Annotated in this window: 20 protein-coding genes; 7 read left to right on the plus strand and 13 right to left on the minus strand. The window is 73.2% G+C overall.

What is annotated here, in order from left to right; genetic code table 11:
• The first annotated feature begins 79 nt into the window (after positions 1-79).
• Entirely contained in the window at positions 80-949 is an 870-nt protein-coding gene (locus QUG93_RS02785) for a UbiA family prenyltransferase (protein ID WP_289472107.1), read from the plus strand.
• Positions 950-979: 30 nt separating this feature from the next.
• Here QUG93_RS02785 and QUG93_RS02790 read toward each other — a convergent pair whose 3' ends face one another.
• The 3 genes from QUG93_RS02790 to QUG93_RS02800 all read right to left on the minus strand — a co-directional run bounded on the left by QUG93_RS02790 (position 980) and on the right by QUG93_RS02800 (position 4,128).
• The gene (locus QUG93_RS02790; protein WP_289472108.1) at positions 980-2,155 is read right to left on the minus strand and encodes an FAD-dependent oxidoreductase; all 1,176 of its coding nucleotides are present in this window, start codon (positions 2,153-2,155) and stop codon (positions 980-982) included.
• A gap of 112 nt (positions 2,156-2,267) precedes the next feature.
• The gene (locus tag QUG93_RS02795) at positions 2,268-3,488 is read right to left on the minus strand and encodes an acyltransferase family protein (protein ID WP_289472109.1); all 1,221 of its coding nucleotides are present in this window, start codon (positions 3,486-3,488) and stop codon (positions 2,268-2,270) included.
• Positions 3,489-3,555: 67 nt separating this feature from the next.
• Positions 3,556-4,128, minus strand: a complete 573-nt coding sequence (locus QUG93_RS02800; protein ID WP_289472110.1) for a TetR/AcrR family transcriptional regulator — start codon at positions 4,126-4,128, stop codon at positions 3,556-3,558.
• Positions 4,129-4,222: 94 nt separating this feature from the next.
• On the opposite strand from QUG93_RS02800, the gene QUG93_RS02805 reads away from it, so the two are divergent.
• Complete coding sequence (locus QUG93_RS02805; protein WP_289472111.1) at positions 4,223-5,128, plus strand: SDR family oxidoreductase; 906 nt, start codon at positions 4,223-4,225, stop codon at positions 5,126-5,128.
• Between the two features lie 105 nt (positions 5,129-5,233).
• Here QUG93_RS02805 and QUG93_RS02810 read toward each other — a convergent pair whose 3' ends face one another.
• The gene (locus QUG93_RS02810) at positions 5,234-6,565 is read right to left on the minus strand and encodes an NAD(P)/FAD-dependent oxidoreductase (RefSeq protein ID WP_289472112.1); all 1,332 of its coding nucleotides are present in this window, start codon (positions 6,563-6,565) and stop codon (positions 5,234-5,236) included.
• Between the two features lie 148 nt (positions 6,566-6,713).
• Positions 6,714-7,262, minus strand: coding sequence for a dihydrofolate reductase family protein (locus QUG93_RS02815; RefSeq protein WP_289472114.1), 549 nt, complete (start codon positions 7,260-7,262; stop codon positions 6,714-6,716).
• 81 nt (positions 7,263-7,343) lie between these two features.
• Between QUG93_RS02815 and QUG93_RS02820 the strand changes: the two genes are divergently transcribed.
• Positions 7,344-8,132, plus strand: a complete 789-nt coding sequence (locus tag QUG93_RS02820) for an alpha/beta fold hydrolase (RefSeq protein ID WP_289472116.1) — start codon at positions 7,344-7,346, stop codon at positions 8,130-8,132.
• Positions 8,129-8,857 (plus strand): esterase/lipase family protein, encoded by a 729-nt coding sequence (locus QUG93_RS02825; protein WP_289472117.1) that lies wholly within the window; start codon positions 8,129-8,131, stop codon positions 8,855-8,857. Before QUG93_RS02820 ends, QUG93_RS02825 begins: the two co-directional genes overlap by 4 nt.
• Positions 8,858-8,976: 119 nt before the next feature.
• On the opposite strand, the gene QUG93_RS02830 is transcribed toward QUG93_RS02825, so the two are convergent.
• The 5 genes from QUG93_RS02830 to QUG93_RS02850 form a co-directional block, all read right to left on the minus strand.
• Positions 8,977-9,366: a VOC family protein gene (locus tag QUG93_RS02830; protein WP_289472118.1), complete on the minus strand. Its 390-nt coding sequence runs from the start codon at positions 9,364-9,366 to the stop codon at positions 8,977-8,979.
• Between the two features lie 67 nt (positions 9,367-9,433).
• Positions 9,434-10,441: a LacI family DNA-binding transcriptional regulator gene (locus tag QUG93_RS02835; RefSeq protein WP_289472119.1), complete on the minus strand. Its 1,008-nt coding sequence runs from the start codon at positions 10,439-10,441 to the stop codon at positions 9,434-9,436.
• A gap of 230 nt (positions 10,442-10,671) precedes the next feature.
• On the minus strand, positions 10,672-12,192 hold the full coding sequence (locus tag QUG93_RS02840; RefSeq protein WP_289472120.1) for a tripartite tricarboxylate transporter permease: 1,521 nt from the start codon (positions 12,190-12,192) through the stop codon (positions 10,672-10,674).
• A gap of 1 nt (position 12,193) precedes the next feature.
• Positions 12,194-12,838 (minus strand): tripartite tricarboxylate transporter TctB family protein, encoded by a 645-nt coding sequence (locus QUG93_RS02845; protein WP_289472121.1) that lies wholly within the window; start codon positions 12,836-12,838, stop codon positions 12,194-12,196.
• Positions 12,835-13,929, minus strand: coding sequence for a tripartite tricarboxylate transporter substrate binding protein (locus QUG93_RS02850; RefSeq protein WP_289472122.1), 1,095 nt, complete (start codon positions 13,927-13,929; stop codon positions 12,835-12,837). Before QUG93_RS02850 ends, QUG93_RS02845 begins: the two co-directional genes overlap by 4 nt.
• A 135-nt stretch (positions 13,930-14,064) precedes the next feature.
• On the opposite strand from QUG93_RS02850, the gene QUG93_RS02855 reads away from it, so the two are divergent.
• Positions 14,065-15,342 carry an ATP-binding protein gene (locus QUG93_RS02855; protein ID WP_289472123.1) on the plus strand — a complete coding sequence of 426 codons (1,278 nt, stop codon included), beginning with the start codon at positions 14,065-14,067 and terminating at the stop codon, positions 15,340-15,342.
• Positions 15,339-16,064, plus strand: coding sequence for a response regulator (locus tag QUG93_RS02860; RefSeq protein ID WP_289472124.1), 726 nt, complete (start codon positions 15,339-15,341; stop codon positions 16,062-16,064). The genes QUG93_RS02855 and QUG93_RS02860 overlap by 4 nt, the downstream gene beginning before the upstream one ends.
• Positions 16,065-16,202: 138 nt before the next feature.
• On the opposite strand, the gene QUG93_RS02865 is transcribed toward QUG93_RS02860, so the two are convergent.
• On the minus strand, positions 16,203-16,853 hold the full coding sequence (locus QUG93_RS02865; protein WP_289472125.1) for a CatA-like O-acetyltransferase: 651 nt from the start codon (positions 16,851-16,853) through the stop codon (positions 16,203-16,205).
• Positions 16,854-17,018: 165 nt separating this feature from the next.
• Here QUG93_RS02865 and QUG93_RS02870 point away from each other — a divergent pair, with 165 nt between their 5' ends.
• Positions 17,019-17,561 carry a YbaK/EbsC family protein gene (locus QUG93_RS02870; protein WP_289472126.1) on the plus strand — a complete coding sequence of 181 codons (543 nt, stop codon included), beginning with the start codon at positions 17,019-17,021 and terminating at the stop codon, positions 17,559-17,561.
• Positions 17,562-17,601: 40 nt separating this feature from the next.
• Here the strand turns inward: QUG93_RS02870 and QUG93_RS02875 are convergent, their stop codons facing one another.
• Together QUG93_RS02875 and hrpA are read right to left on the minus strand one after the other, a co-directional pair.
• Positions 17,602-19,854 (minus strand): acyltransferase family protein, encoded by a 2,253-nt coding sequence (locus QUG93_RS02875; protein WP_289472127.1) that lies wholly within the window; start codon positions 19,852-19,854, stop codon positions 17,602-17,604.
• Between the two features lie 90 nt (positions 19,855-19,944).
• A complete protein-coding gene (gene hrpA, locus QUG93_RS02880; protein WP_289472128.1) occupies positions 19,945-23,802 on the minus strand; it encodes an ATP-dependent RNA helicase HrpA in 3,858 nt (1,285 codons plus the stop codon).
• Positions 23,803-23,822 lie beyond the last annotated feature (20 nt).

Genomic DNA, 23,822 nt, shown 5'->3' on the forward strand with positions numbered 1-23,822 from the left:
TCCGTCAGGACGCGTCGCCGACGTCCCGAGGGTCTCCGCCCGTCGCGCCCGTGCAGCCGTCCCTCCGTACGCTCGCGGTGTGAGCGACACCCGACGGCCCTCGACCCTCCGCCTGCTGTTCGCCTCGTCGCACCCCGGCCCGACCGTCACCGTGACGGTCCTGGCCGCGGTCGTCGCCGCCGCGGTCCGGCACCCGTGGTGGCTCGTGCTCCTGGTGGCGCTCGCCGTGGTCGCCGGGCAGCTGTCGATCGGTCTGGCGAACGACTGGATCGACGCCGACCGCGACCGCGCCGTCGGCCGGAGCGACAAGCCCGTCGCGCGGGGGCTCGTCGCGGTCTCGACCGTCCGGACCGCGGCGGTCGTCACGGCGGCTGCGGCGGTCGTGCTCAGCGTGTTCCTCGGCCCCGTCGCCGCGGTCGCGCACGTCGTCCTGGTGGCGGCCGGGTGGGCCTACGACGCCGGGCTCAAGCGCACGGTGTGGTCGGTCGTGCCCTTCGTGGTCGCGTTCGGGCTCCTGCCCGTGGTCGCGGTCGCGGCGGGCGGCGACGGTTCGTGGCCGGCGTGGTGGGCGATCGCGACCGGTGCGGTCTTCGGCATCGCGATCCACTGCACGAACGTCCTGCCCGACCTGCTCGACGACGCCGCCACCGGGGTCAGGGGGTTCCCGCACCGCCTGGGGTTGCGGGGAGCGGGCACGCTCGCGTTCGCGTCGCTCGTGGTCGCCGCCGCGCTCGTGCTCGGCGGGCAGCTGCTCGGGGACGACCCGGCGCGGGGGACCGGCGTGGTGCTGGCGGTCGTCGGGGCCGTCGTGGTGGTCGTCCTGGCAGCGGCCGGTGTCCGCCTGGTGTTCGCCGGTCGTCCGACGCGGGCGCTCTTCCGGCTCGTGATCGCGTCGTCGCTCGTGCTCGTCGTGGAGCTCGGTGTGGCCGGCGCGCGACTCGTCGCCTGACCCCCGCCGGTCCGCAGCGCGGGGACCCGCTCAGGCCCACCGCATCGCGTAGACGGCGGCCAGGCCGTGCGCCGCGCTCGGGACCGCCAGGACGGACCGGAGCACCGCCTCCCGCCCGACCGAGCCGAGCACCCCGGTCGGTCGGCCGAGCGCCATGTTCGCCTCCGCCTGCCGCGCCGCCCGCCGCGCGGCCGTCTGCCGTCGTGCGGCGTACTCCGGCCAGGGCCCGGCGACGCCGGTCGCCACCGCGTCCGCGAGCACCGGGGCGAGCTCGGCGACGTCGAGCCAGCCGAGGTTCATGCCCTGCCCGCCGATCGGGCTGATCTCGTGCGCGGCGTCCCCGACGAGCACGACGCGACCGACGCCGATCCGTGCGGCCTGGCGCCGCCGCACCCGGAACCCACTGGTCATCGTGCAGGTCCGGGGGTCCGGTGTCGCGCCCGTACGCTCCGTGACGATCGCGGCGAGCCGCGCCGCCACCTCCTGGTCGGGCGCGCCGCCGCGGGCCGCGGGTGCGACGTCGTCCGGCACGAGCGCGACGTACCGCCGCCGGCCGTCGGGGAGCGGGAACGACTCGACCACGCCGTCCGGCCCGACGTCGACGAGCGCCGTGGACCGGGCACCGACCGGTTCCGGGTCCGCGAAGTCGCCCATCACGTACCGGTCGCGGTAGTCCCGCCCGGTCGCAGCGATGCCGAGCAGGTCCCGCACGGCGCTCCGTGCACCGTCGGCGCCGACGACGAACGCGGCCTCGACGACGACGGGCTCGCCGCCGGGTCCGGTGCCGTGGGCGCGGACGTGCGTCCGGTGCCGGTCCAGACCGGTCAGGCTCGTCCCGGTGCGCAGCACGCCCAGCTCGAGCCGATCGCGCAGCAGCGTCTCGGTGCGGTGCTGGTCGAGCGTCGCGACGTACGGGTGGGTGGCGGACGCCCGGTCGAACGACAGGGTCCCGAGCACCCGTCCGCGGCTCCTGGCGACACCGGTGCGCACGAGCACGGCCTCGGCCAGCACGGCGGTGTCGAGACCGATCGCGGCGAACGCGTCGAGCGACGGCGCGTGGATGCCGATCGCACGCGAGCCGACGGGCGGCGCGTCACGCCGCTCCCACACGGCGACGACGAGCCCCCGCGCGCGCAGCAGGGCGGCAGCGAACAGGCCGACGGGCCCACCGCCGACGACGAGGACGTCGACGCGCTCCGTGGTCACGCAGGCGAGCCTACGGAACGTCGCGATGCGGTCGCCCAGGCGTGCCGTCGGACGGGAGGCACGTGGCGGGACCGCGACGTGCCTCCCGTCCGGTGTCTGGTCCCGCCGTCCGTCAAGTGGTGACGTGGCTGCGTGCCGCGCGGTCCGCGGCCACCAGCCGGCGGGCTTCGCGGAAGCGCTTCTGTGCCTTCTCGACCGGCACCTCGACGGCGTGTGCGGCACCGACGGCGACGACGACGGCGACCCCGAGCAGCCAGACCTTGCCCCAGGGGCCGACCGCGAAGGGGTCGAGCAGCGCGATGACGAGCGGGTGCCACAGGTAGGCGGCGTACGAGACGCGCCGGCCGAACCACGAGACGGGCGACCAGGCGAGCGCGGCGGACAGCGGTGACCGGACCGAGACGAGCCCGCCGATGAGCACGGCGGAGACGACGCCGGTCAGGGGCAGGACGACGCTGAAGGTCCAGGCGTGCTGGGCCCAGTCGTCGCCGATCCAGACCATCACGCCGGCGAGCATCGCGATGCCTGCCCATGTCGCGACGTGACCGGTCAGACCGGCGGCCCAGGTGCGGACGCGCTCGTCGTCGAGGAGCAGCGCGAGCAGGCACCCGGTCGCGAGCGGTACGACCCCGAGCACGGGGGAGAAGTACACGTCGGGCGTCGCGCCGCCGTTCGGCGTGCGGTAGACCAGTCCGGCCACGACCGAGCAGCCGACGACCACGGTGGCGAGACCGGCGATCAGCCACCGTCGACGCGTGCGGAGCAGGAACAGCAGCACGAGGACCGGGGGCCAGACCAGGTAGAACTGCTCCTCCATCGACAGCGACCAGGTGTGTGCGAACACGCCCTGCGTCGTGTCCCAGAACGAGCGGAACAGGTTGCCGGTGTAGGTCAGCGCGATGAACGCGGCCTCGCCGGGGCCGAAGGACGCGCCCTTGTAGTCGCCGACCCAGTTCCACAGCAGCAGGCCGACCACGACGAGGGCGACGAGTGCCGGGTAGAGACGGAGGAGTCGCTTGAGCCAGAAGTTCCCGAGCCGGATCCGGCCGGTCTTCCGGTGCTCGCCGAGCAGCAGCGTCGTGATGAGGAACCCGGACAGCGCGAAGAACACGGTGACGCCGATGAAGCCGCCCTCGAACTGCGGCACGTGCAGGTGGTAGAGGATCACCATGAGGATGGCGATCGTGCGCAGGCCGTCGAGGGCCGGAGCGCGGTGGGTCAGCGGCGGCGGCGGGGTCGTCCGGGCAGCGCCGCCCCCGCGACCGACCGGCGTGCTGCGGTCGGTCGTCCGGGCGGTGCGGGCCTGCTCGGGCGCGAGGGTGTTCGTCGCCACGGTTCCTCCCTGTGAGGATCGTTCGTACGGATGACGACCAGCGTGCCCCCCTCGGGTAAGAGGACGCTCAAGATGCGGGGTGCACGACCTCGGTCAGGGCCTCGAGCCGCTCGTGCACGATGGTCGCGAAGTCGCGGTCCTCGCCGTCCGCGATCCACTGCGCGAAGGACAGGTGGAACACCGTGACCGCCGTCTCCGCGGCGATCGTGGCGGCCGGTTCGCCGATCCCGTGCGTGCGCAGGGAGGTCCCGAGGTGGACCTTCAGGTTCGCGAGCTTGCCGAGTTCGCGCTCACCGAGTGCGGGGACGCCGTCGATCACCCGTTGCCGGCTGCGGGACCACGCGCGGCGGTCGTCGGGGAAGAACCCGGCGGCCGAGTCGAGGGCGCGGCGGACCAGGGTGAACGGCGGCGTGCCGGCGGGGGCGTCGGTGACCGGGCCGGTGAACATGCCGACGAAGTCGTCCTGGCCGGCGAACAGGACCTCGCGTTTGTCGACGAAGTGCCGGAAGAACGTCCGCTCGGTGACGTCGGCGGCCGCGGCGATCTCGGCGACGGTCGTCTCGTCGTACCCGTGCTCGGTGAAGAGCTGCAGCGCGGTCGCCTGCAGTCGCTCCCGGGTCCCCGGTTGCCATCGCACCATGGGTCGAGTCTACTGATGACAGTCGCTGACATCGAGTGCTACGGTGATGTCAGTTCGTGACATCACGCCACGGACACCTGTGAAGGGACAACTCATGCACGTGTTCGTCACCGGGGCCTCCGGTTGGATCGGCTCCCACACCGTCGACGACCTGCTCGCCGCCGGACACGACGTCACCGGCCTCGCCCGGTCCGACGCCTCCGCCGCCGCGCTCGAGGCGAAGGGCGTCACCGTCCTGCGCGGCCACCTCGACGACCTCGACGCGCTCCGCCGGGGCGCGGACGGCTCCGAGGGCGTCCTGCACCTGGCGAACAAGCACGACTGGTCCGACCAAGCGGCGACGAACGCCGCGGAGCGGGCCGCCGTCGAGGCCCTCGGGACGGCGCTGGTGGGCAGCGACCGCCCGCTCGTCGTCGCCTCCGGCATCGCCGCGCTCGCCCCCGACCGCCCCGCCACGGAGCACGACCCGTCGCCGTTCACCGGTGTCGACAGCCCCCGTGGCGGCAGCGAGAACCGCGGCTTCGACTTCGTCGACCAGGGCGTGCGGAGCATCGCGGCGCGGTTCAGCCCCACCACGCACGGGGTCGGCGACCACGGCTTCATCGCGTACCTCGCCGGCGTCGCGCAGGAGCGGGGCGTGTCCGGCTACGTCGGCGAGGGCACGAACCGCTGGGCCGCCGTGCACGTGACGGACGCCGCGCGACTCGTGCGGCTCGGACTCGAGCTGGCTCCCGCCGGCACCCGGTTGCACGCCGTCGCCGAGGAGGGCATCGCGACACGGGACGTCGCGGCCGCGATCGGTGAGGCGCTGGGCGTGCCCGTCGCGAGCATCGACCCGGCTGACGCGGCCGGTCACTTCGGCTTCATCGGCGGGTTCTTCGCGATGGAGATGTCCGGGACCTCCGGGGCCACCCGCGAGCTGCTCGGGTGGGAGCCCACCGGGCCGACGCTGCTCGAGGACATCGCCGCCGGGGCGTACGCGCACGTGGCCGAGCGCTGACGCCGGCGACACCGAGGCTCGGCTCAGCGGACACGTTCGCGACTCGTCGGCCGCGAACGTGTCCGCATGGCCGAGTCTCGGCGGCCGTCGGCCGGGCAGCCGGCGCTACTCGGCCTTCTGCATCTGCCACGGCTCGGGCTCGCGGTCGCCGTTCGGGCGCACGGGCCGGACGTCGCCGACGATCGGGATCGAACGCTTCCGCATGAACCACAGGTAGCGGACGAAGAAGTGGGACAGGGTCGACAGCCGGTTGCCGTTCCCGAGGAGCGACGCGATGTGCACGCCCACCCACGCCAGCCACGCCACCGGCCCGACCATCGTGATGCCGCCGCGCAGCTGGGCGACCGCGGCGTTCGTGCCGATCGTCGCCATCGTGCCCTTGTCGAAGTACCGCAGGTGCTCGGTCGGCTTGCCCTCGAGCTGCCGGACGATCTGTCGGGCGGCGTGCTTGCCGCCCTGCAGCGCGGGCTGGGCGAGCTGGGCGAGCGCGTCGTCCTGCGCGGCGATGTCCCCGGCCGAGAAGATGCGCTCGACGCCCTTCACGCTGAGGTCGTCGTTCACCTGGATGCGCCCGCCGTGGGTCTGCGGCAGGCCCCAGCCCGAGACCTCCTTGTGCGCCGCGACGCCGGTCGCCCAGATCACCTGCGACGCCGGGATGAACTCGCCGGACGCCGTGACGACGCCGTCGGGCTTGACCTCGGCGACACCCGTGTTCAACCGGAGGGTCACCCCGCGCTTCCGGAGGATCTTCGCCGCGTACCGACGCAGGCGCGGGGCGAACGGCTTGAGCAGCTCACCGCTGCGGTGCACGAGCGTGATCGAGATGTTGCCGCGCTCGATCTCGGGGTAGGCGCCGACGAGCGCCTGGTCGCGGAGCTCGGCCAGGGCACCGGCCATCTCGACCCCGGTCGCCCCGCCGCCGACGATCACCACGCGGATCTCGTCGGGCCCCTGCTTCGCCGCGGCCTGCTCGAGCCTGGTGAACAGCTCGTCGCGGATGCGGAGCGCCTGCGAGCGGGAGTACATCGAGTACGCGTACTCGTAGGCGCCGGGTGTCCCGAAGTAGCTCGTGTTGACGCCGTTCGCCAGGATGAGCCAGTCGTAGTGGAGGTGCTCGCCGTCGGACATCTCCGCGACGCGGTGCTCGGTGTCGATGCCGGTCAGCAGCCCGTGCCGGAAGTCGGCGTTGGCCTGCTTGGCGCGGAGGCTCCGCAGGAAGTACGTCACGTCCCCGGCGTTCAGACCACCCGTCGCCACCTGGTACATGAGCGGCTGGAACATGTTGTAGACGTGGCGGTCGACCAGGGTCACCCGGACCGGGGCGTCCGCGAGCTCGCGCATGGCGGCGATGCCCGCGAAGCCACCCCCGACGATGACGACGTGCGGGCGGGTGTCCTCGGACATGGTGTTCTCCAGGGTGGTGCGGTCGACGGCCACCCAGAAGGGTACGCCGGTCCGGCACCCGCTCCGTCCACCTGCCCGTCCCGCTGCCGATGGAGCGGTCCCGCTCCTCCGGACCGGCACCCGGCTCGCCGTCCGTCGCTCGGGTCCCGCTGCGCCGGCCTGGAGGCTCGGCTCGCCTCTGTCAGTCGGCGAACGGCGCGTAGGTGCTCAGCACGTTGCCCTTGCTGGTCACCACGCTCTGCACCAGTCGCAGGCGCGTGGGCGGGTCGGTGGGCTCGAAGAGCTTCCGACCGGCGCCGGCGATCGCCGGGTGCACCATGAGCTGCAGTTCGTCGAGCAGCCCCGCGAACAGCAGGTGGCGCACCAGCGTGACGCTGCCGGTGACCGCGATGTCCCCGCCGTCCCCGGCCTTGAGCTCGCGTACGAAGTCGTCGACGTCGCCCTGGATCCGGTGGGCGTTCTGCCACGTCAGGTCGTCGCCGAGCGTGGTCGACGCGACGTGCTTCTCGATCGGGTTGATCCACTGCCCGAAGGGGTCGTCGGCGTGCGACGGCCACCACTCCGACCACTCCAGGTAGCTCTGCTTGCCGAGCAGGACGGTCGCGGTCCGGTCCATCCACGCCGTCATGGCCGTGCCGAGCTCGGCGTCGAACGAGTCGTACTGGAACGTGTACGGATCCTGCACGACGCCGTCCACCGACGTGAAGAGGCCCGAGGTCACCTTGCGCATGCTGCGGAGCATAGGGCTGCCACGGCTCGGCGTCGAGAGCAGGCTGGTTGCGCGTTGCGGACCGGCGGGTAGGTTCGCAGCGTGCGAGCACGGGTGGAGTCCTTCGAGATCGGCGGCCTGCCCGTGCGGCTGCGCACCCTGGCCCCGGCCGGCCGGCTGCGCGACGCACTCGCGCCGACCGTCGTGCTCGTGCACGGCATCGGGATGTCGCACCGGTCCTTCGCCCGGTCGCAGCAGCACCTCGCGCGGACGCACCGCACGGTCGCGGTGGACCTGCCCGGTTTCGGTGGACTTCCGCCGGCCGGTCGGACGCTGCGGCTCGAGGAGCTCGGCGACCTCGTGGTCGAGGCGGTCCGCTCCCGTGGCGCCGGGGACCTCGTGCTCGTCGGGCAGTCGATGGGGACCCAGGTCGTCGTCGAGGCCGGCCGACGCCACCCCGACGCGGTGACGGCACTGGTGCTCGTCGGACCCGTCGTGGACCCGGCCCGTCGGACGCTCGTGCAGCAGGCGCTCGACCTGGGCCGCGACCTGTTCGCCGAGGACCTCCGGATGAACGCCGTGGTGCTGACCGACTACCTCCGGAGTGCCCGACAGTACGTCCGGCAGCTCCGGCCGATGCTCCGCCACCGGCTCGAGGACGCCGTCCCGACCCTCGGCCAGCCGGTGCTCGTCGTCCGCGGCGACCAGGACCCGATCGGCCGCCGTGACTGGGCAGCGGCGCTCGCCGGCTCGGCCCGGCGCGGTGCGCTCGTCGAGCTGCCGGGCGGCCACCACGTCCAGGAGCGGCAGCCAGCCGCCTTCGCGCGGCTGGTCGACGAGTTCCGACGGGTGCAGACGACGGAGGACGCGATGACGGACGACGCACGGTGACGGAGCCGACCGCTCCGGGGACCGGAGCAGCGCGGGCGACGCGGCACGGGCCTCCCGTCCGGGTGCCGCTGCTCCGGCGCGCGTGGTGGGCCGTCCTGGACTGGTGGTACGCGGCCAGGTGGCAGCTGCGGAGCGCCGGACCGACGACGGCCGAGGACTACCGGACCGGCGACGGGCAGCCCGTCGTCGTCGTGCCGGGCGTCTACGAGACCTGGCACTTCATGCGTCCGCTGATGGACGCCCTGCACGACGCCGGGCACCCGGTGCACGTGCTGCCCGTCCTCCGCCACAACCTGCGGCCCGTGCCGGAGTCGGCTCGCGAGGTGCTCGCCCACCTGGACGAGCACGACCTGCGTGACGTCCTGGTCGTCGCGCACAGCAAGGGCGGCCTGATCGGGAAGTACGCGATGACGCTGCCCGAGGGGGAGCGCATCGACCGGATGGTCGCGGTGTCGACCCCCTTCGGCGGATCGGTCTACGCGCGCCTCGCACCGGTGCCGCACCTGCGGGCCTTCCGGGCGGCGGACCCGGTGCTCGCGGCGCTCGGACGGGACCTGGCGGTGAACGCGCGGATCACCTCGGTGTACGGGGTGTTCGACACGCTCATCCCCGGGGGCAGCGAGCTGGCCGGGGCCACGAACGTGCGGGTCCCCGTCGGCGGGCACTTCCGGATCCTCGGCGCCCAGCAGACCCGTGACGCCGTGCTCGACGCGGCCGCGGGCTGACAGCGCGCGCCGTCGCCGTCGTCGCGAGTCTCGCGCTGGCGGACACTTCCCCGCGCCAGGGCCGCGAGGGTCGTCCGCTCGGCCGAGTCTCGCGCCGCCCACCGGGCACGCTGGTCCGCTCAGGCGCCCGGCAGGAACAGGCAGAACGGGTGCCCGTCCGGGTCGAGCAGCACGCGCACGTCGTCCTGCGGCTGGAACGCGGCCTCCGTCGCACCGAGCTCCACGGCGCGGGCGGTCGCCGCCGCCAGGTCCTCCACCTGCAGGTCGAGGTGCAGCTGCATGCCCTGTGCGCCCGGGGCCGGCGGCCAGGTCGGCGACTCGTAGGCGTCGTCGTACTGCACCGAGAGCCCGACCCCGCCGTCGTCGGGACGCACCCGCAGCCAGGTCGGGCCGTCCTCGTGCACCGTCCAACCGGTCAGCGCGCCCCAGAAGCGCGCGAGGCGCACCGGATCGGGGGACTGCAGGACGGTCGCGGTCAGCACGGGCATCGCGGGGTCGTCGGCACTCATGCGGCGGACCGTACCCGGCTCCGGCGGCGCGACGACCCAGCAGCGCGAGGACCGGACGGACGACGGTTCAGCGGTCGGTGACGCTCGCGCGCTCGACGATCCGGTGCGGCACGACGACGGTCTCGGGCGCCGCGGTCGGGTCGGCGATGCGTCGGGTGAGCAGGTCGAGGGCCGCGTCCGCGAAGGCCCGCCGGTCGAACGACACCGTCGTCAGCGCGGGGATCGCGAAGGCGGCGGCGTCGACGTCGTCGAACCCCACGACGCTGACCTGCTCGGGCACGCGCACACCTCGTGCTGCCAGGACGTGCAGCACGCCGAACGCGATCGAGTCCGTGTACGCGAAGACCGCGTCCGGTAGCGGGTGCTCGTCGAGCCACGCGTCGAAGGTCGTCGCCGCGGCACTCGTCGTCCACGCGGGCAGCGGCACGCGCAGGTCCGGGTCGACGGCGAGCCCTGCCGCCCGCAGTGCCGCTGCGTGCCCCTGGTCGCGGAGCTCGCTCGTGGCGGTGGCGTCCGTCGGACGCGCTGCTCCGACGACGGCGATCCGCCGGTGCCCGCGGCCGTGCAGGTACGTCGTGACCTCGTGGGCGGCGCGACGACTGTCCACGTGCACCTGGTCGACGTGCTCGGGCTCGACCTCACCGATGACGACGGTCGGCGGGAGACCCTCGGTCTCGGCCAGGACGCTCGCGCTGAGGGACACCGGGTTCAGCACGAGTCCGTCCACCAGGTGCGCCCGGGCACGCGAGACGAGGTCGCGTTCCCGGTCGGGATCGTTGCCCGTCTGGTCGAGCTGCACCGTCCAGCCACGCTCGCGCGCCAGCTCGACGAACCACTGCGCGAGCTCCGCGGAGTACGCGTTGCCGAGTTCCGGCAGCGTCAGCGCGATCGCACCCGAGCGTCCGTTGCGCAGGCCGCGCGCGGACAGGTTCGGCACGTAGCCGAGCTCGGCCAGCGCCCGCTCGACGCGGTCCCTGGTCGCAGGTCGCACGGGCACGCCGCCGTTCACCACGTTGGAGACGGTCTTCGGGGAGACCCCGGCGAGGGCCGCCACGTCCCGCACGGTCGCGCGCACCGGTCGAGCGTAGCGCGCCGCCCGTCGACGGGAGGATCCGTGCGGAGCCGCTGCCTGCCCGCTGGCCGGGTACTCCGGACGGGAGGCACGGTGCGGTGCCGCCACGCGCCTCCCGTCCGGTGCGGTGCCGGACGGGAGGCGCGGTGCGGTGCCGCCACGCGCCTCCCGTCCGACGCGGTGCCGCTCGCGGCGGCACCGGACGTCCCGGAGTCGACGCCCGTCGGACGCGTCTACGCGTCGACCAGCTCGCGCCGCGCCGCACGGCGCGCCCGGACGCGCCCGGTCACCGTGACCGCGACCACGACCGCCAGCACGGCGTAGAGCACGATCGGGATCGGTCCGGCCACCAGTACCGAGAAGTCACCGTCAGCGCTCAGCGCCGCGTCACGCAGGCTCGTCTCGGCGAGCGGCCCGAGCACCATGCCGATGATGAGCGGCGCGAGCGGCACGTCGAGCGCCCGCATGAGGAAGCCGACCAGGCCGATCCCGAGCAGCATGAGCAGGTCGAACACCGAGCCGCTCGTGGCGTAGATGCCGAGCCCGCAGAAGACCGCGATGCCCGCGTACAGGTACGCCCGCGGGATGCGGAGCAGCTTCGCCCAGAGCATCGCGAACGGCAGGTTGATGACGAGCAGCACCACCATGGCGATGAAGAACGACGCGAGCAGTGCCCACACGAGGTCGGGCGACCGGTCGAACAGCAGCGGGCCCGGCTGCAGGCCGTACTGGCGGAACGCGGCGAGCATGATCGCGGCGGTCGCCGACACGGGCAGGCCGAGCGAGAGCAGCGCGCCCATCGCCATGCCGGTCGTCGAGTTGCCGGCCGCCTCGGGCGCCGCCAGGCCGCGGATCGCACCCTTGCCGAACTGCGGGTCCTTCCGACGGGCGTCGAGTCGCTTCTCGAGCCCGAAGGCCAGGAAGGTCGGGATCTCGGACCCGCCGGCCGGCACGACGCCGAAGGGCAGGCCGATCGCGGTGCCGCGCAGCCAGGCGGGAGCGGCCTCGCGCAGCTCCTTCCGCGACAACCACGGGCGCCCGGTGGCCTGCACCATCCGTCCGTCCTTCAGGTGGCGGGCGAGGCAGGCGACGTAGATGACCTCGCCGAGCGCGAGGACCGCGACCGTCACGGTGACGAGCGAGATCCCGTCGAACAGCTCCGGCACGCCCATCGTGAAGCGCGGGGCGCCGGAGATGCCGTCGACGCCGATCACCGCGATGCCGAGGCCGAGGCACAGCGACCCGAGTCCCTTCAGCGCGTCGTCGGTCACGACCGACGAGGTCGTCACGAACGCGAAGAGTGCGAGGGCGAAGAACTCCGCCGGACCGAAGCTCGACGAGAACGTGGCGAGCGCGGGCGCGAGGAAGACGACGAGGGCCGACGCGATCATTCCGCCGACGAACGCGCCGATCGCGGCGGTCGCGAGCGCCTGCGCTGCCCGCCCGTTCAGCGCCATCTTGTGGCCCTCGAACGTCGAAGCGATGGCCGAGGCCTGCCCCGGCGTGTTCATCAGGATGCCCATCGTCGAGTCGCCGAAGAGCCCGCCGAAGTACACGCCGGCGAACATGATGAACGCCGCCGTGGGGTCGAGCGAGAACGTCACGGGCAGCAGCAGCGCCACCGCCATCGACGAGCCGAGGCCGGGGAGCACGCCGACGGCGGTGCCGAGGAGGCACCCGACGACGACCCAGAGCAGGTTGGCGGGGGTCAGGGCGCCGGCGAACCCGTCGCCGAGGAGACCGAGCACGTCCACGTCAGAACTCCCATCCGACGATGCCCGAGGGCAGCGACAGGTCGAGCAGCATGTCGAAGGCGATGTAGCTGATCGCGCTCACCGTCAGCCCGACGACGAGCGGACGCAGCCAGCCGGGGGCGCCGAGCCCCTTCGCGACACCGAGGAACAGCAACCCGGCGCCGACGATCCAGCCGAGCACGCCGAGCAGCAGGGCGAAGGCGGCGAAGGACAGGACGACCCAGGCGAGGGAGCGCCAGTCGACGCGGACCGAGCGCTGTTCGACCGAGGTGCCGGTCGTGTCGGCGACGGTGCCGGGACCGGAGTCGGCGGCTGCGGCAGCCGCGTCGAGGGCCTCCGGCAGCGTCCCGACGGACCCGACCCGTCGCCCGCGCGCGGCCCGGACGGACCGCACGACCAGCAGCGCCGCGAGCAGCAGGAGTGCCGCGGCGACGAGCCCGGGGAAGACCGCTGGCCCGGGGAATGCGGTGCCGTCGGGGACCTCCATCGTCACGATGCCGACGACGAGGTAGACCGCGAAGGCGGTGAAGAGCGCGGGGGTGGTCAGCTCCTTCGCGACCGCGGCGATCCGGCCGGGATCCGCCCGCAGCGTGAGCCGCTGCCCGACGACCGCGGAGGACGACGTGGGGTTGCTCGGACGGGTCACCGGCCCAGCTCCTCGTACAGTGCGGTGATGCGCGCGCGCTCCTCGTCGATGAACGCGTCGAGGTCGTCGCCGGTGATGATCCGTTCGGTCCAGTGGTACCGCTCCATCGCGTCCGCCCACTCGGGGGTGTCGAGCGTGTCCAGCACGATGTCGGTGAGCTGCGCCCGTTGCTCGCGGTCGAGTCCGCCGGGGGCGGCGATCTCGCGCCAGTTCGTCAGCGTGACGTCGTGTCCCTGCTCGACGGCCGTGGGGATGTCGATGCCCTCGACCGGTTCCGCTGCGACGAGCGCGAGCGCCCGCAGCCGACCGGACTCGATCTGGTCGATGTTGTCCGGGTAGCCGCCCGAGGCCGCGGCGGCCGTGCCGTTGAGCAACGCCTGGATCGCTTCGCCGCCACCGTCCGAGGGGATGTAGTTCGTGTCCTTCGGGTCGATCCCGGCCGAGACGGCGAGGTCCGTCACGACGAGCTGGTCGAACGACCCGCCGCCCGTCCACGGCACCGACCCGGGACGCTCGCGCCAGGCGCTGACGAGGTCGTCGAGCGTCTCGTAGGGCGAGTCGGCGGGGACGACGATCACGTCGTACTCCTCGACGGTGACCGCGAGCGGCGTGATGTCGTCGTGGGTGACCGCGGAGCCGAACTGGATCTCGGCGGCGAGGAGCCCCGTGCCGCCGACGAGCAGGGTGTCGGTCTGCCCCGCGAGCCGCGCGACGTTGCCGAGCGCGATGGTGCCGCCGGCGCCGGGCATGTTCACGACCTGGACGGAGTTCACGATGCCGTTCGCGCGCTGCGCCTGCTGCATCGACCGTGCGACGCCGTCCCAACCACCGCCGGCCGCGGCGGGCGCGACGAGCGTCACGGAACGGGTGGGGTCGCCGCCGGCGGCGGCCGACGTCACCGAGCCGAACGCGGCGACGGCGATGGACACCGCGGCGACGGCCGCGCCGACTCCGCGGGCGACGGGGCGACGGGCTCGCGGCCGGGCCGACGTGGCCGTCGTCGACTGCCGTGGCACGGACTGCTGTGGCGCTGCCTGCTGTGGCGCTGCCTGCTCGTGCACGGACTGCTGTGGCACTGGCTGCTCTGGCATGGACGACTCCCTCCTGCGCACGTCGTCGTGGCGCAGGTCGAGAAGTACGATGGCAGCCGCCGACCGGACGAGCAGCCGGCGGCGGAGATGTGCTCATTGACGCTCACGGCGTCGCGGCCGGAGGAGGACGCCACGGTGACCAGGGCACGTGCCGGGCGGCTGCGGCGCACCGCGGTGCTCGCGTTGCCGAGCGTCATCGTGCTCGCGGCGACGGGCGTCACGACGGGGGTCGCCGCGGTGGTGCAGGAACGCAGCATCCGCTCCTCCGTGGTCGAGCAGGTGTCCGGCGTCGCATCGAGCCTGGCCGAGCTGCCCGAGGTGCGCGATGCGGTGGCGTCGGTGGTCGACCGGGGCGCTCCCGGCGCGCTCGCCGACGCCGACGACCTCGCCCCGGCCACCACGGCGCTGCAACCGATCGCGACGCTCGTCGAGGGTGCCTCCGGCGTCTCCTACGTCGTGGTCACCGACGACGACGGCGTGCGCATCACCCACCCGGACCCGGCGGAACGCGGCGAGCCCGTGGCGACGACGATCGCACCCGTGCTCCGCGGCGAGCGGTTCGTCGGGACCGAGACGGGCCCGTCCGGGACGACCCTCCGCGCGAAGGTGCCGGTCGTCGACACGGACGGCCGGGTCGTGGGGGTCGTGGCGGTCGGCGTGCTCGAGTCGACGATCGCCGCCGACCGCGAGCGTGCGCTCGGCACCCTGCTGCCGTGGAGCACCGGTGCCCTCGTCGCGGCGACGCTGGCGAGCGTGCTGCTCTCGCTCGTGATCGCCCGTCGGCTGCGCCGCGCCGACGTGGTCGACGCGGAGAGCCGGCAGGTGCGCAGGACGACGGATGCGCTGCGCGAGCAGGCGCACGAGTTCGGCACCCGTCTGCACGTCGTGCGCGGGCTCGTCGCACAGGGGGACGACGAGGACGCCGTGGCGTACATCGACGCGGTGGCGCCGGGCCTGACCAGCGGCGGAGGTGCCGGATCGCCACGGCGCGGTGCCGTGGCGACGGCGTCCGTCGCGGCGGTGCGCTCCGAGCTCGCCGCCGCCGGGACCACGCTCGACCTGCGGGTCGCCGACGACGTCGTGCTCGACGACGCGGTGCTGCTCGTCATCGCCAACCTCTGCCGCAACGCCGCCGAGGCCGGAGCGACGACCGTGGCCTGCACCGTCGCGGTGCACGACGGCTCGGTGGCGATCACGGTCGAGGACGACGGGCCCGGCATCGCCCCGGCGGACGCCCACCGTGTCCTGAACCGCGGATGGTCGTCGAAGACCGACGACACCGGCCTCGGGCGCGGCATCGGGCTGGCCGTCGTCCGACGCACGGCCACCGACCGCGGCGGCTCGGTCGTCGTCGGACGCTCGGCCGCGCTGGGCGGTGCCCGCCTGGACGTCGAGATGGCGGTGGAGCCGTGACCGCGGCGCTCCGCGTCCTCGTGGTCGACGACGACGCCGGCGCGCGGGCCCTGCACACCCGCTGGGTGGCCGCCACCGAGGGCTTCACGGTCGTCGGTGCGGTGGCGTCCGGCGGTGCCGCGCTCGCCTCCGTGGAGCGGGGCGTCGACCTCGTGCTGCTCGACATGCGGCTGCCCGACATCAGCGGCGTCGAGGTGCTGCACCGCATGCACGTCGCCGGTGTCGACGACACCGACGTCCTCGTCGTCAGCTCGTCCCGCGACCAGGTCACCGTCCGGCAGGCGCTCGCGGCGCACCCGGTCGGCTACCTGCTGAAGCCGTTCGACCGTGACGTCCTGCAGGACCGGCTCCGTGCCTACGCTGCCGAGCGTCGGTCCGCGGACGGACCGCAGCACGACGTCCCGATGGGACAGGGCGACGTCGACCGGCTCGTCGCCACGGGGTCGGTGCGGGTCGTCGGGCCGGCACGAGGGACGTCGCGGGACCCGCAGCGGGACCTGCCGAAGGGGGTGAGCGCGACGACGCTCGGCCGGGTCGTGGCCGCGCTCGACCCCGTCGTCGCTCGCTCGGTGGACGAGGTCGCGGCGGCGACGGGCACGTCACGCGCCACTGCTCGGCGGTACCTCGACCACCTCGTCGCGACGGGCGCGATCGACCTGGCCCACCGGTACGGCCGCCGCGGGCGGCCGCAGGTGCTCTACCGACTGACGCCGGCTCCCTGAGACCGGGTCACCGCGGTGGTCGCGCCGTGTGCCGGACGGGAGGCCCGTGGCGGCGCCGCCACGGGCCTCCCGTCCGGTGGTGCTCGCCCTCCTGCTCGCGCGACGCGGCGACGAGGGGACGGTCGGGCACTGCGCGCGTCAGCCGAGCCAGGACGGGTCGGCGAACAGGTCCTCGACCTCGGTGACGAAGCGCGATGCGTGGAAGCCGTCGACCGCGGCGTGGTCGATCCGCAGCGCCAGGGGCATGCGCGTGCGGCCCTCGACCCGGCGGTACCGACCGAGGGTGACGATCGGCAGCAGGTGGTCCTCGGCACCCGTGAGGTGCAGCGCGAAGCCCGTGAACGAGGTGCGGGGGATCGTCGACACGTCGAACGTGTCCGTGCGGCCGGTGCCCTGCGGGAACATCCGGTGGTCGTCGCGGTACCGCTCCGTCGTCGCGACCACGGCGTCGTGGAACGTCCGGGGGTCGGGGTCGTGCTCGACGACGAGCACCGAGAACGTCTCGGTGTCCGCGTGGAAGACGGTGAACGTCGGGTGGACGGTGTCCCACACGGCGGGTCGGCCGTCGTCGGTGAGCTGCATCCGGAACTCGTCGTGCCGGTTGACCACGGTCGAGAGCACCCAGATCTGCGACGGGTAGGTCTTCACGCCCGCCGTCCGGGCGGCGTCGACGAAGGCGGTGACGTCGACGTCGACGGTCATCTCCCAGGCGCAGGGCTCTCGGCGGTAGTGCGCGAAGTGCTCGCGGCGGGGCCATGAGTCGAGGTCGATCGGGCGGAGTTCGTTCACCCCGTCAGTCTCGTCCCCCGGGCGGCCGGTGGCGGACGGCGGGCGGCGGGCGGCGGGCGGCGGGTGGCGGACGGCGGACGGCGGAGCGCGTGCTCGGGCGGATCCGAGGACCGCGGCGGCACGCTCCTGATCGCTCTCGCGAAGCGTCTTCCCTAGGCTCGGGGGATGCCGACGCTCGACCGTTCCCCCGCCCTCGTCGCCACCGGGTTCCTCGCGATCCCCGTCGCCCAGGCCCTCGTCGCGTTGCCCAGCGATGTGCTCGCCGGCATCCAGGCGGCACCCATCGACCCGGAGCTCGCGGACACCGCGGCCTTCTCCGAGGCGTACGGCTACCCGCTCGAGGGCGGCGCGAACTGCATCGTCGTCGCGGGGAAGCGTGGTGACGAGGTGCGGTACGCGGCGTGCGTGGTGCTCGCGTCGACGAAGCTCGACGTGAACCGTGTGGTGAAGCAGCTGCTCGACGTGCGGAAGGCGAGCTTCGCGCCGATGGACCAGGCCGTGGCGCTGACCGGCATGGAGTACGGCGGCATCACGCCGATCGGGTTGCCTGCCGACTGGCCGGTCTACGTGGACGCCCGGGTGCTCGACGCCCCGGAGGTCGTGATCGGTGCCGGGCTGCGCGGCGCGAAGGTGTTCCTGCCCGGTGCGCTCCTGGCGTCGCTGCCCGACGTCACCGTGGTCGAGGGACTCGCCGTCGCAGCAGCCTGAGGACCGCCGTCCCCGGTCAGGACGGCCCGCTGCGGTCGCCTCAGCCGGCCCGGGCGGCGTCGACCGCTGCGACGACCTCCGGCTCGATGAACGGGGCCATCGAGCGCGAGTACGTGCGGGTGACGTGCTGGACCTGCCGGTAGACCACCACACCACCGATGACCGCAGGACAGGTGCCGTCCGCGCAGAACAACGGGGTCGTGTCGAGCAACCGGACGCCCGGAGTGGTGGCGGCCGCGCGTGCCACCGGGTCGTCGAGCAGGCCGGCTGCCTCGCTGACGTCGCACGCGGCACCGTCACCGTGCTGTTCGACGCAGCTCGGGACGTCACCGACACCTGCGAGCCCGGCGTCCGGGTTGTCGCGGATCGCGACGACGGCGGACCCCGCCTGCTGCAGCTGCTTCCAGGCCGCCGAGTACGCGGCAGCGGAGTCGTCACGGACCACCGGGGTGAGCTGCGACGCCTCGTGCACCATGCCGTGCGGCCACGGCGTCCGCGACATCGCGGCGACGAACACCACGTCGTAGCGCTGCCGTTCGAGTTCCTGCAGCGTCGCGTCCTTCCACGTGTTGCACGCTGCGGCGATCGGCGCCGTCGTCAGGGGACACCCGGAGTGCAGGTACGTCGTCAGGCTCCAGTGGTGCGCCTTCGCGATGAGCGAGAGCGCCGGCACGTGGTTCGCGGCGTGCGAGTCGCCCACGACCGCGACGCGGACGGTGCCGTCGGGGTCGCCCGCCTGGCAGGTCGTGACCGAGACGTCGGTGCCCTGGACCTGGCACCCCGTGCCGTCCTGGTCGGCGAAGGAGTCGTCCACCGCCTGCACGGGGCTCGGGGTGATGTCGGCCGCGTCGACCTGCGGGCAGTCCGCCCCCGGCTGCATCGCGGCGGCGCCGTGGCACGCGGCGGTGGTCAGCGTGCCGTCCGCCGCCGTCCGGACGTCGGGCACGGCCGCGGCCGGCGCCGACCGCTCCCGCACCACCGAGCCGTACATCGCCGCGGCGGGCACCGCGACGACGAGCATGCCGGCCACCGCCAGGACCAGGACGCCGCGGTGGCGCGGCCGTGGGGCGCGCATCCGGGTGTCCGCGAAGGCGATGACGGGCAGCTCGACCAGGCGGCGTGAGAAGTGCGCGAGCACCAGGGCGATCGCCAGCACCAGGAGCTTCGCCCACACCGGTGTCGGGTCGCCCGCGGTCAGCCCGATGACGAAGGGCACGACGACGAGCAGCGGCCAGTGCCAGAGGTACAGCGAGTACGAGACGTCACCGAGCCACTGCACGGCCCGCGTCCGGTAGAGCGCAGCCGGACCCCACCGGACCTCGGGCATGCCGCCGGCGATCACCAGCGCGACGCCCGTGACCGGGACGATCGCCGTCCACCCGGGGAACGGCGTCGAGGCGTCGAAGGTCAGCGTGGTCGTGGCGATGAGCGCCAGCCCCGCCCAGCTCATCGCCGCGGCGGTCCGGTCAGCGATGCGGACGAAGTGCAACCCGAGCCAGAGCAACCCACCGGCGGCGAACTCCCACGCTCGCGTCGTGGTCGCGAAGTACGCCGCGGGGGAGAGCTCGGTGAGGACGATCGAGTGCGTCAGGGACAGCAGGAACACCGCGGCCAGGGCGACGGCGATCGCGGGCACGAGCGACCTGCCGCCGCGTCGACGGCGGCCGTACCGCAGCCGCGCGCAGAGCCACAGGGCGACCGGCCAGAACAGGTAGAACTGCTCCTCGGTCGACAGCGACCAGAAGTGCTGCACGATGCTCGAGTCCGATGCCAGCGCGGAGTAGTCCACCGCGTTGCTCGCGAGCGCCCAGTTCTCGACGTAGAGGGACGACGCGATGATCTGCTGGGTGAAGTCCTGCCACAGTGTCTTCGGCACGAACACGGCGGTCAGCACCACGGTCACGAGCAGGGTCGCGAGCGAGGCCGGCAGGAGCCGCCACGCACGCCTGGCGTAGAAGGTCCGGAAGCTGAACCGGCCCGCCGCGAGGGGCTTCGCGATGTGCGCGGTGATCAGGAAGCCGGAGATGACGAAGAAGACGTCGACGCCGACGTAGCCACCGGGCACGAGGTCCGGGAACAGGTGGTACAGGACGACCGAGGCGATCGCGACGGCACGGGCCGCCTGGATCTCCAGTCGCAGGTTCTTCGTGGTGGCTGCGGCGCCGGGGTGGCGGCGGGAGCGGCCGGCGCGGCCGGCGCGGTGACGGGCGATCGGGGAGACGGAGCCGGTGACGGACTCGACGAGGGAGTCGGCGACCCTGCGAGCGCGCGGACGCGACGGCGCGACGGTCACGAGACCCCTCTTCCACTCCCGGAGCGCGGACAGCACGCGCACGACGAACCTACCCCGTCCTGCGGGTCTCCGAGGACACACCGACCGAGGTCAGCGGGCGGCCGCCAGGGCCTTCGTGATGCGCTGCAGTGACACCGTCTCCGCCGTCCCCAGCTCCTGGGCGAACAGGCTGAGGCGGAACTCCTCGAGCATCCACCGGGCGTGCACGAGCGCGGGGTGCGCACCGACCGTCGGCGGGAAGGTCCCACCGGCGTCGGTGTAGCGGTCGGTGGCGACCGTGACCTCGCGCATCCACGTGGCGTCGCGGCCGGGGTTCTGCAGCAGCTTCTGCACGCGGGCGTCGATCCCCTGCAGGGAGACGCGGACGCGTCGGAGCCGGTCGAGACCGGTGACGGCGACGAAGCCCGGGAAGACCAGGCGCTCCACCTGCTGCCGCATGTCGGTCAGCGCAGGCAGCAGTGCCATCGTGTTCGCCTGCTTCATCGCCTTGTCGGCCGCTCGCTGCGCGGTGAGCACGGCGGCGACCTCGGACACGGCGGTGAACATCGTGTCGACGACGGTGGAGGAGACGGCGTCCCGCACCGCCTCGAACTCCGCCTTGGTGAAGACCAGACCGTCCGGGTGCGTCCGACGGATGCCGGCGTCCACGACGGCCGCGAGCACGTCGTCGAACAACGCCGCGGTCGACGGGTAGGGGCTCGCCGCGAGCGCGAGCTTCTCCTGCGCCGTGAGGTGCGACTGGACGTAGGACACCGGTGACGGCACGGCGTGCATGACGAGGCGTCGGACACCCGCGGGCATGCCCACTGCGCGGTCACCGGGAGTCGCCAGGAGCCGGACACCGACGGTGGCCTTCGGGCCCTCGCCCTCCTCGACCAGTGACGGGTAGGCGCGGATCACGCCGCCTGCCTGCTTCGTGTCGAGGACCTGCGGCAGGTCCTGCGGGGGCCACGCGGTGAGGCCCGACCGTTCCACCTGCGCGCCGGAGGACGCCCCGGCGACGCGAGCCGCGCCTCCCGGCCGTGCCGCGCCCTTCGCCGTGGCGGCCGCGACGCTCTCCTGCGTGCGGTCCTTCAGCTTCGTCTGGAGCGCCGACAGGTCCTTACCGGACTCGACCCGGCGGCCCCGCTCGTCCACGACCGCCCAGGTCGGCTGCAGGTGTGCGGGGACGCGGGACAGGTCGAAGTCGGACTCCTCGACCGGCACGTAGGTCAGTCGCTGGATGGCCTTGGCGAGGGTCGCGCGGAACGACTCCGTCGGTTCGGTGGGTGCGTCGTCGGGCAGCTCGGCGACGATCTTCTCGGCCCAGTCGGCAGCGGGGACGACGTTCTTCCGGATCTGCTTCGGCAGCGACTTGATGAGCGCGGTGACGAGCTCCTTCCGCAGGCCGCGGACCTGCCAGTCGAACCCCTCTTCGCGCATGCGGGGGAGCAGTGCCAGCGGCACCTGCACGCTGACGCCGTCGTCCTGTGCGCCCGGCTCGAAGCGGTACTTGATCGCCAGGCGCTGGTCTCCGGAGCGCCACTGCGTCGGGTACTCCTGCTCGTCCTGGGCGGCCTCGGCGGCGTCCTCGTCGAGCAGGTCCTGCCGGCGCATCGTGAGCAGGTCCGGCTGCTCGCGACGGGTCGATCGCCACCAGCCCTCGAAGTCGCGCGTGGTGGCGACGTCGGCGGGGATCCGGGCGTCGTAGAACTCGTACACGCGCTCGTCGTCGAACAGGATGTCGCGCCGTCGGGTGCGTTCCTCGAGCTGTTCGAGCTCGCGCCGCAGCTTCCGGTTCGCCCGGTCGAACGCCTGCTGCGCGTCCCACTCACCCTCGACCAGGGCGTGCCGGATGAACAGCTCACGCGAGTGCTCGGGGTCGACGCGCTTGTACTGCACGCGGCGGCGCTGCACGATCGGGACGCCGAACAGGGTCACGCGCTCGTACGCGACGACCGCACCCTGCTTCTTCTCCCAGTGGGGCTCGCCGTACGTCCGCTTGAGCAGGTCCCCGGCGAGCGGTTCGACCCACGCGGGGTCGATCCGGCCGACGGTGCGGGCGAAGAGCCGGCTCGTCTCGACGAGCTCGGCGGCCATCACGGCGTCCGGCTGCTTCTTCGCCAGGACGCTGCCGGGGAACACCACGAAGCGGACGTTGCGCGCACCGAGGTAGTCGCGCTTCTCCTTGTCCCGCAGTCCGATCTGGCTGAGGAGCCCGGCGAGCAGGGACCGGTGCACGGCGTCCCCGTCCTCGGAGCGGGACTGCCCGACGCGGACGTCGACCTGCTTCGCGGCACGGGACAGCTGGCGGTACAGGTCCTGCCACTCGCGGATCCGGAGGTGGTTGAGGAACTCGGCCTTGCACAGGCGCCGGAACGCGCTCGACGAGAGCTCGTCCTGCTTGTCCTCGAGGTGGTTCCAGAGGTTCAGCAGGGTGAGGAAGTCGCTCGTCGGGTCCGCGAAGCGCGCGTGCAGCTGGTCGGCGTGCGCGCGCTTCTCGAGCGGACGTTCCCGAGGGTCCTGGATGCTCAGGGCGCTGACGATCGCGATGACCTCGCGTCCGACGCCCTGGCGTCCCGCTTCGAGCACCATGCGGCCGAGGCGCGGATCGATCGGCAGCCGGGTGAGTTGCCGTCCGGTCTTCGTGATGCGCCCGTCGCCGTCGACCGCACGGAGCTCGCGGAGCAGGTCGAGTCCGTCCTTCACGCCGCGGGAGTCCGGCGGCTGCAGGAACGGGAAGCGCTCGATGTCGCCGAAGCCGAGCGAGATCATCTGCAGGATCACCGCGGCGAGGTTGGTCCGCAGGATCTCCGGGTCGGTGAACTCGGGGCGGCGGTCGAAGTCGTCCTCGGAGTACAGCCGGATCGCGATGCCCGCACTGGTGCGGCCGGCGCGACCCGATCGCTGGTTCGCGCTCGCCTGGCTGATCGCCTCGATCGGCAGGCGCTGCACCTTCGCCCGAGGGGAGTACCGCGAGATGCGGGCGGTGCCGGTGTCGATCACGTACTTGATGCCCGGCACGGTCAGGCTCGTCTCCGCCACGTTCGTGGCGAGGACGACGCGGCGACGGACGCCCTGGGTGCTGCGCCGCTCGAAGACGCGGTGCTGGTCGGCGGCCGACAGACGGCCGTAGAGCGGCAGGACCTCGGTGCCCGGGTAGCGCTTGCCCTCGATGGCGTCCTGCGCGTCGCGGATCTCGTTCTCGCCGGAGAGGAACACGAGGACGTCGCCCGGGTCCTCGCGCGCCAGTTCGTCGAGCGCGTCGGTGATGCCCTGCACGACGTCACGGTCGTCGGCGGTGCCGCTCCTGCTGCCGCTGTCGTCGGTCCGCGGGTCGGTCTCGTCGGCGTCGTCCGCATCCGCGTCCGCGTCGGCCACGAGCGGACGGTAGCGGACCTCGACCGGGTAGGTGCGACCGGACACCTCGATGATCGGCGCACCGCCGAAGTGCTGCGAGAACGACTCCGGGTCGATCGTCGCACTCGTGATGATCACCTTGAGGTCCGGACGGCGGGGGAGCAGCCGCTTCAGGTACCCGAGCAGGAAGTCGATCGTCAGGGAACGCTCGTGGGCCTCGTCGATGATGATCGTGTCGTAGCGCGTCAGGTCGCGGTCGAAGTGGATCTCGTTGAGGAGGATCCCGTCGGTCATGAGCTTGATCCGGGTGTTGCCCGACACCTTGTCGGTGAACCGCACCTGGTAGCCGACGAGGTCGCCGAGCTCGCTGCCGAGCTCCTCGGACACCCGTTCCGCGATGGTCCGCGCGGCGATCCGGCGGGGCTGGGTGTGCCCGATGGACCCGCGACCGAGCTCGAGGCAGATCTTCGGCAGCTGCGTGGTCTTGCCGGACCCGGTGGCACCCGCGACGATCACGACCTGGTGGTCGCGGATCGCTGCGGCGATGTCGTCCCGCCGCTGCGACACCGGCAGTTCGGGCGGGTACGTGATGACGGGCGTGGCAGACATGAGCATTCCAGGATAGCGGT

Source organism: Curtobacterium caseinilyticum (genome assembly GCF_030363035.1).
GTDB lineage: Bacteria > Actinomycetota > Actinomycetes > Actinomycetales > Microbacteriaceae > Curtobacterium > Curtobacterium caseinilyticum.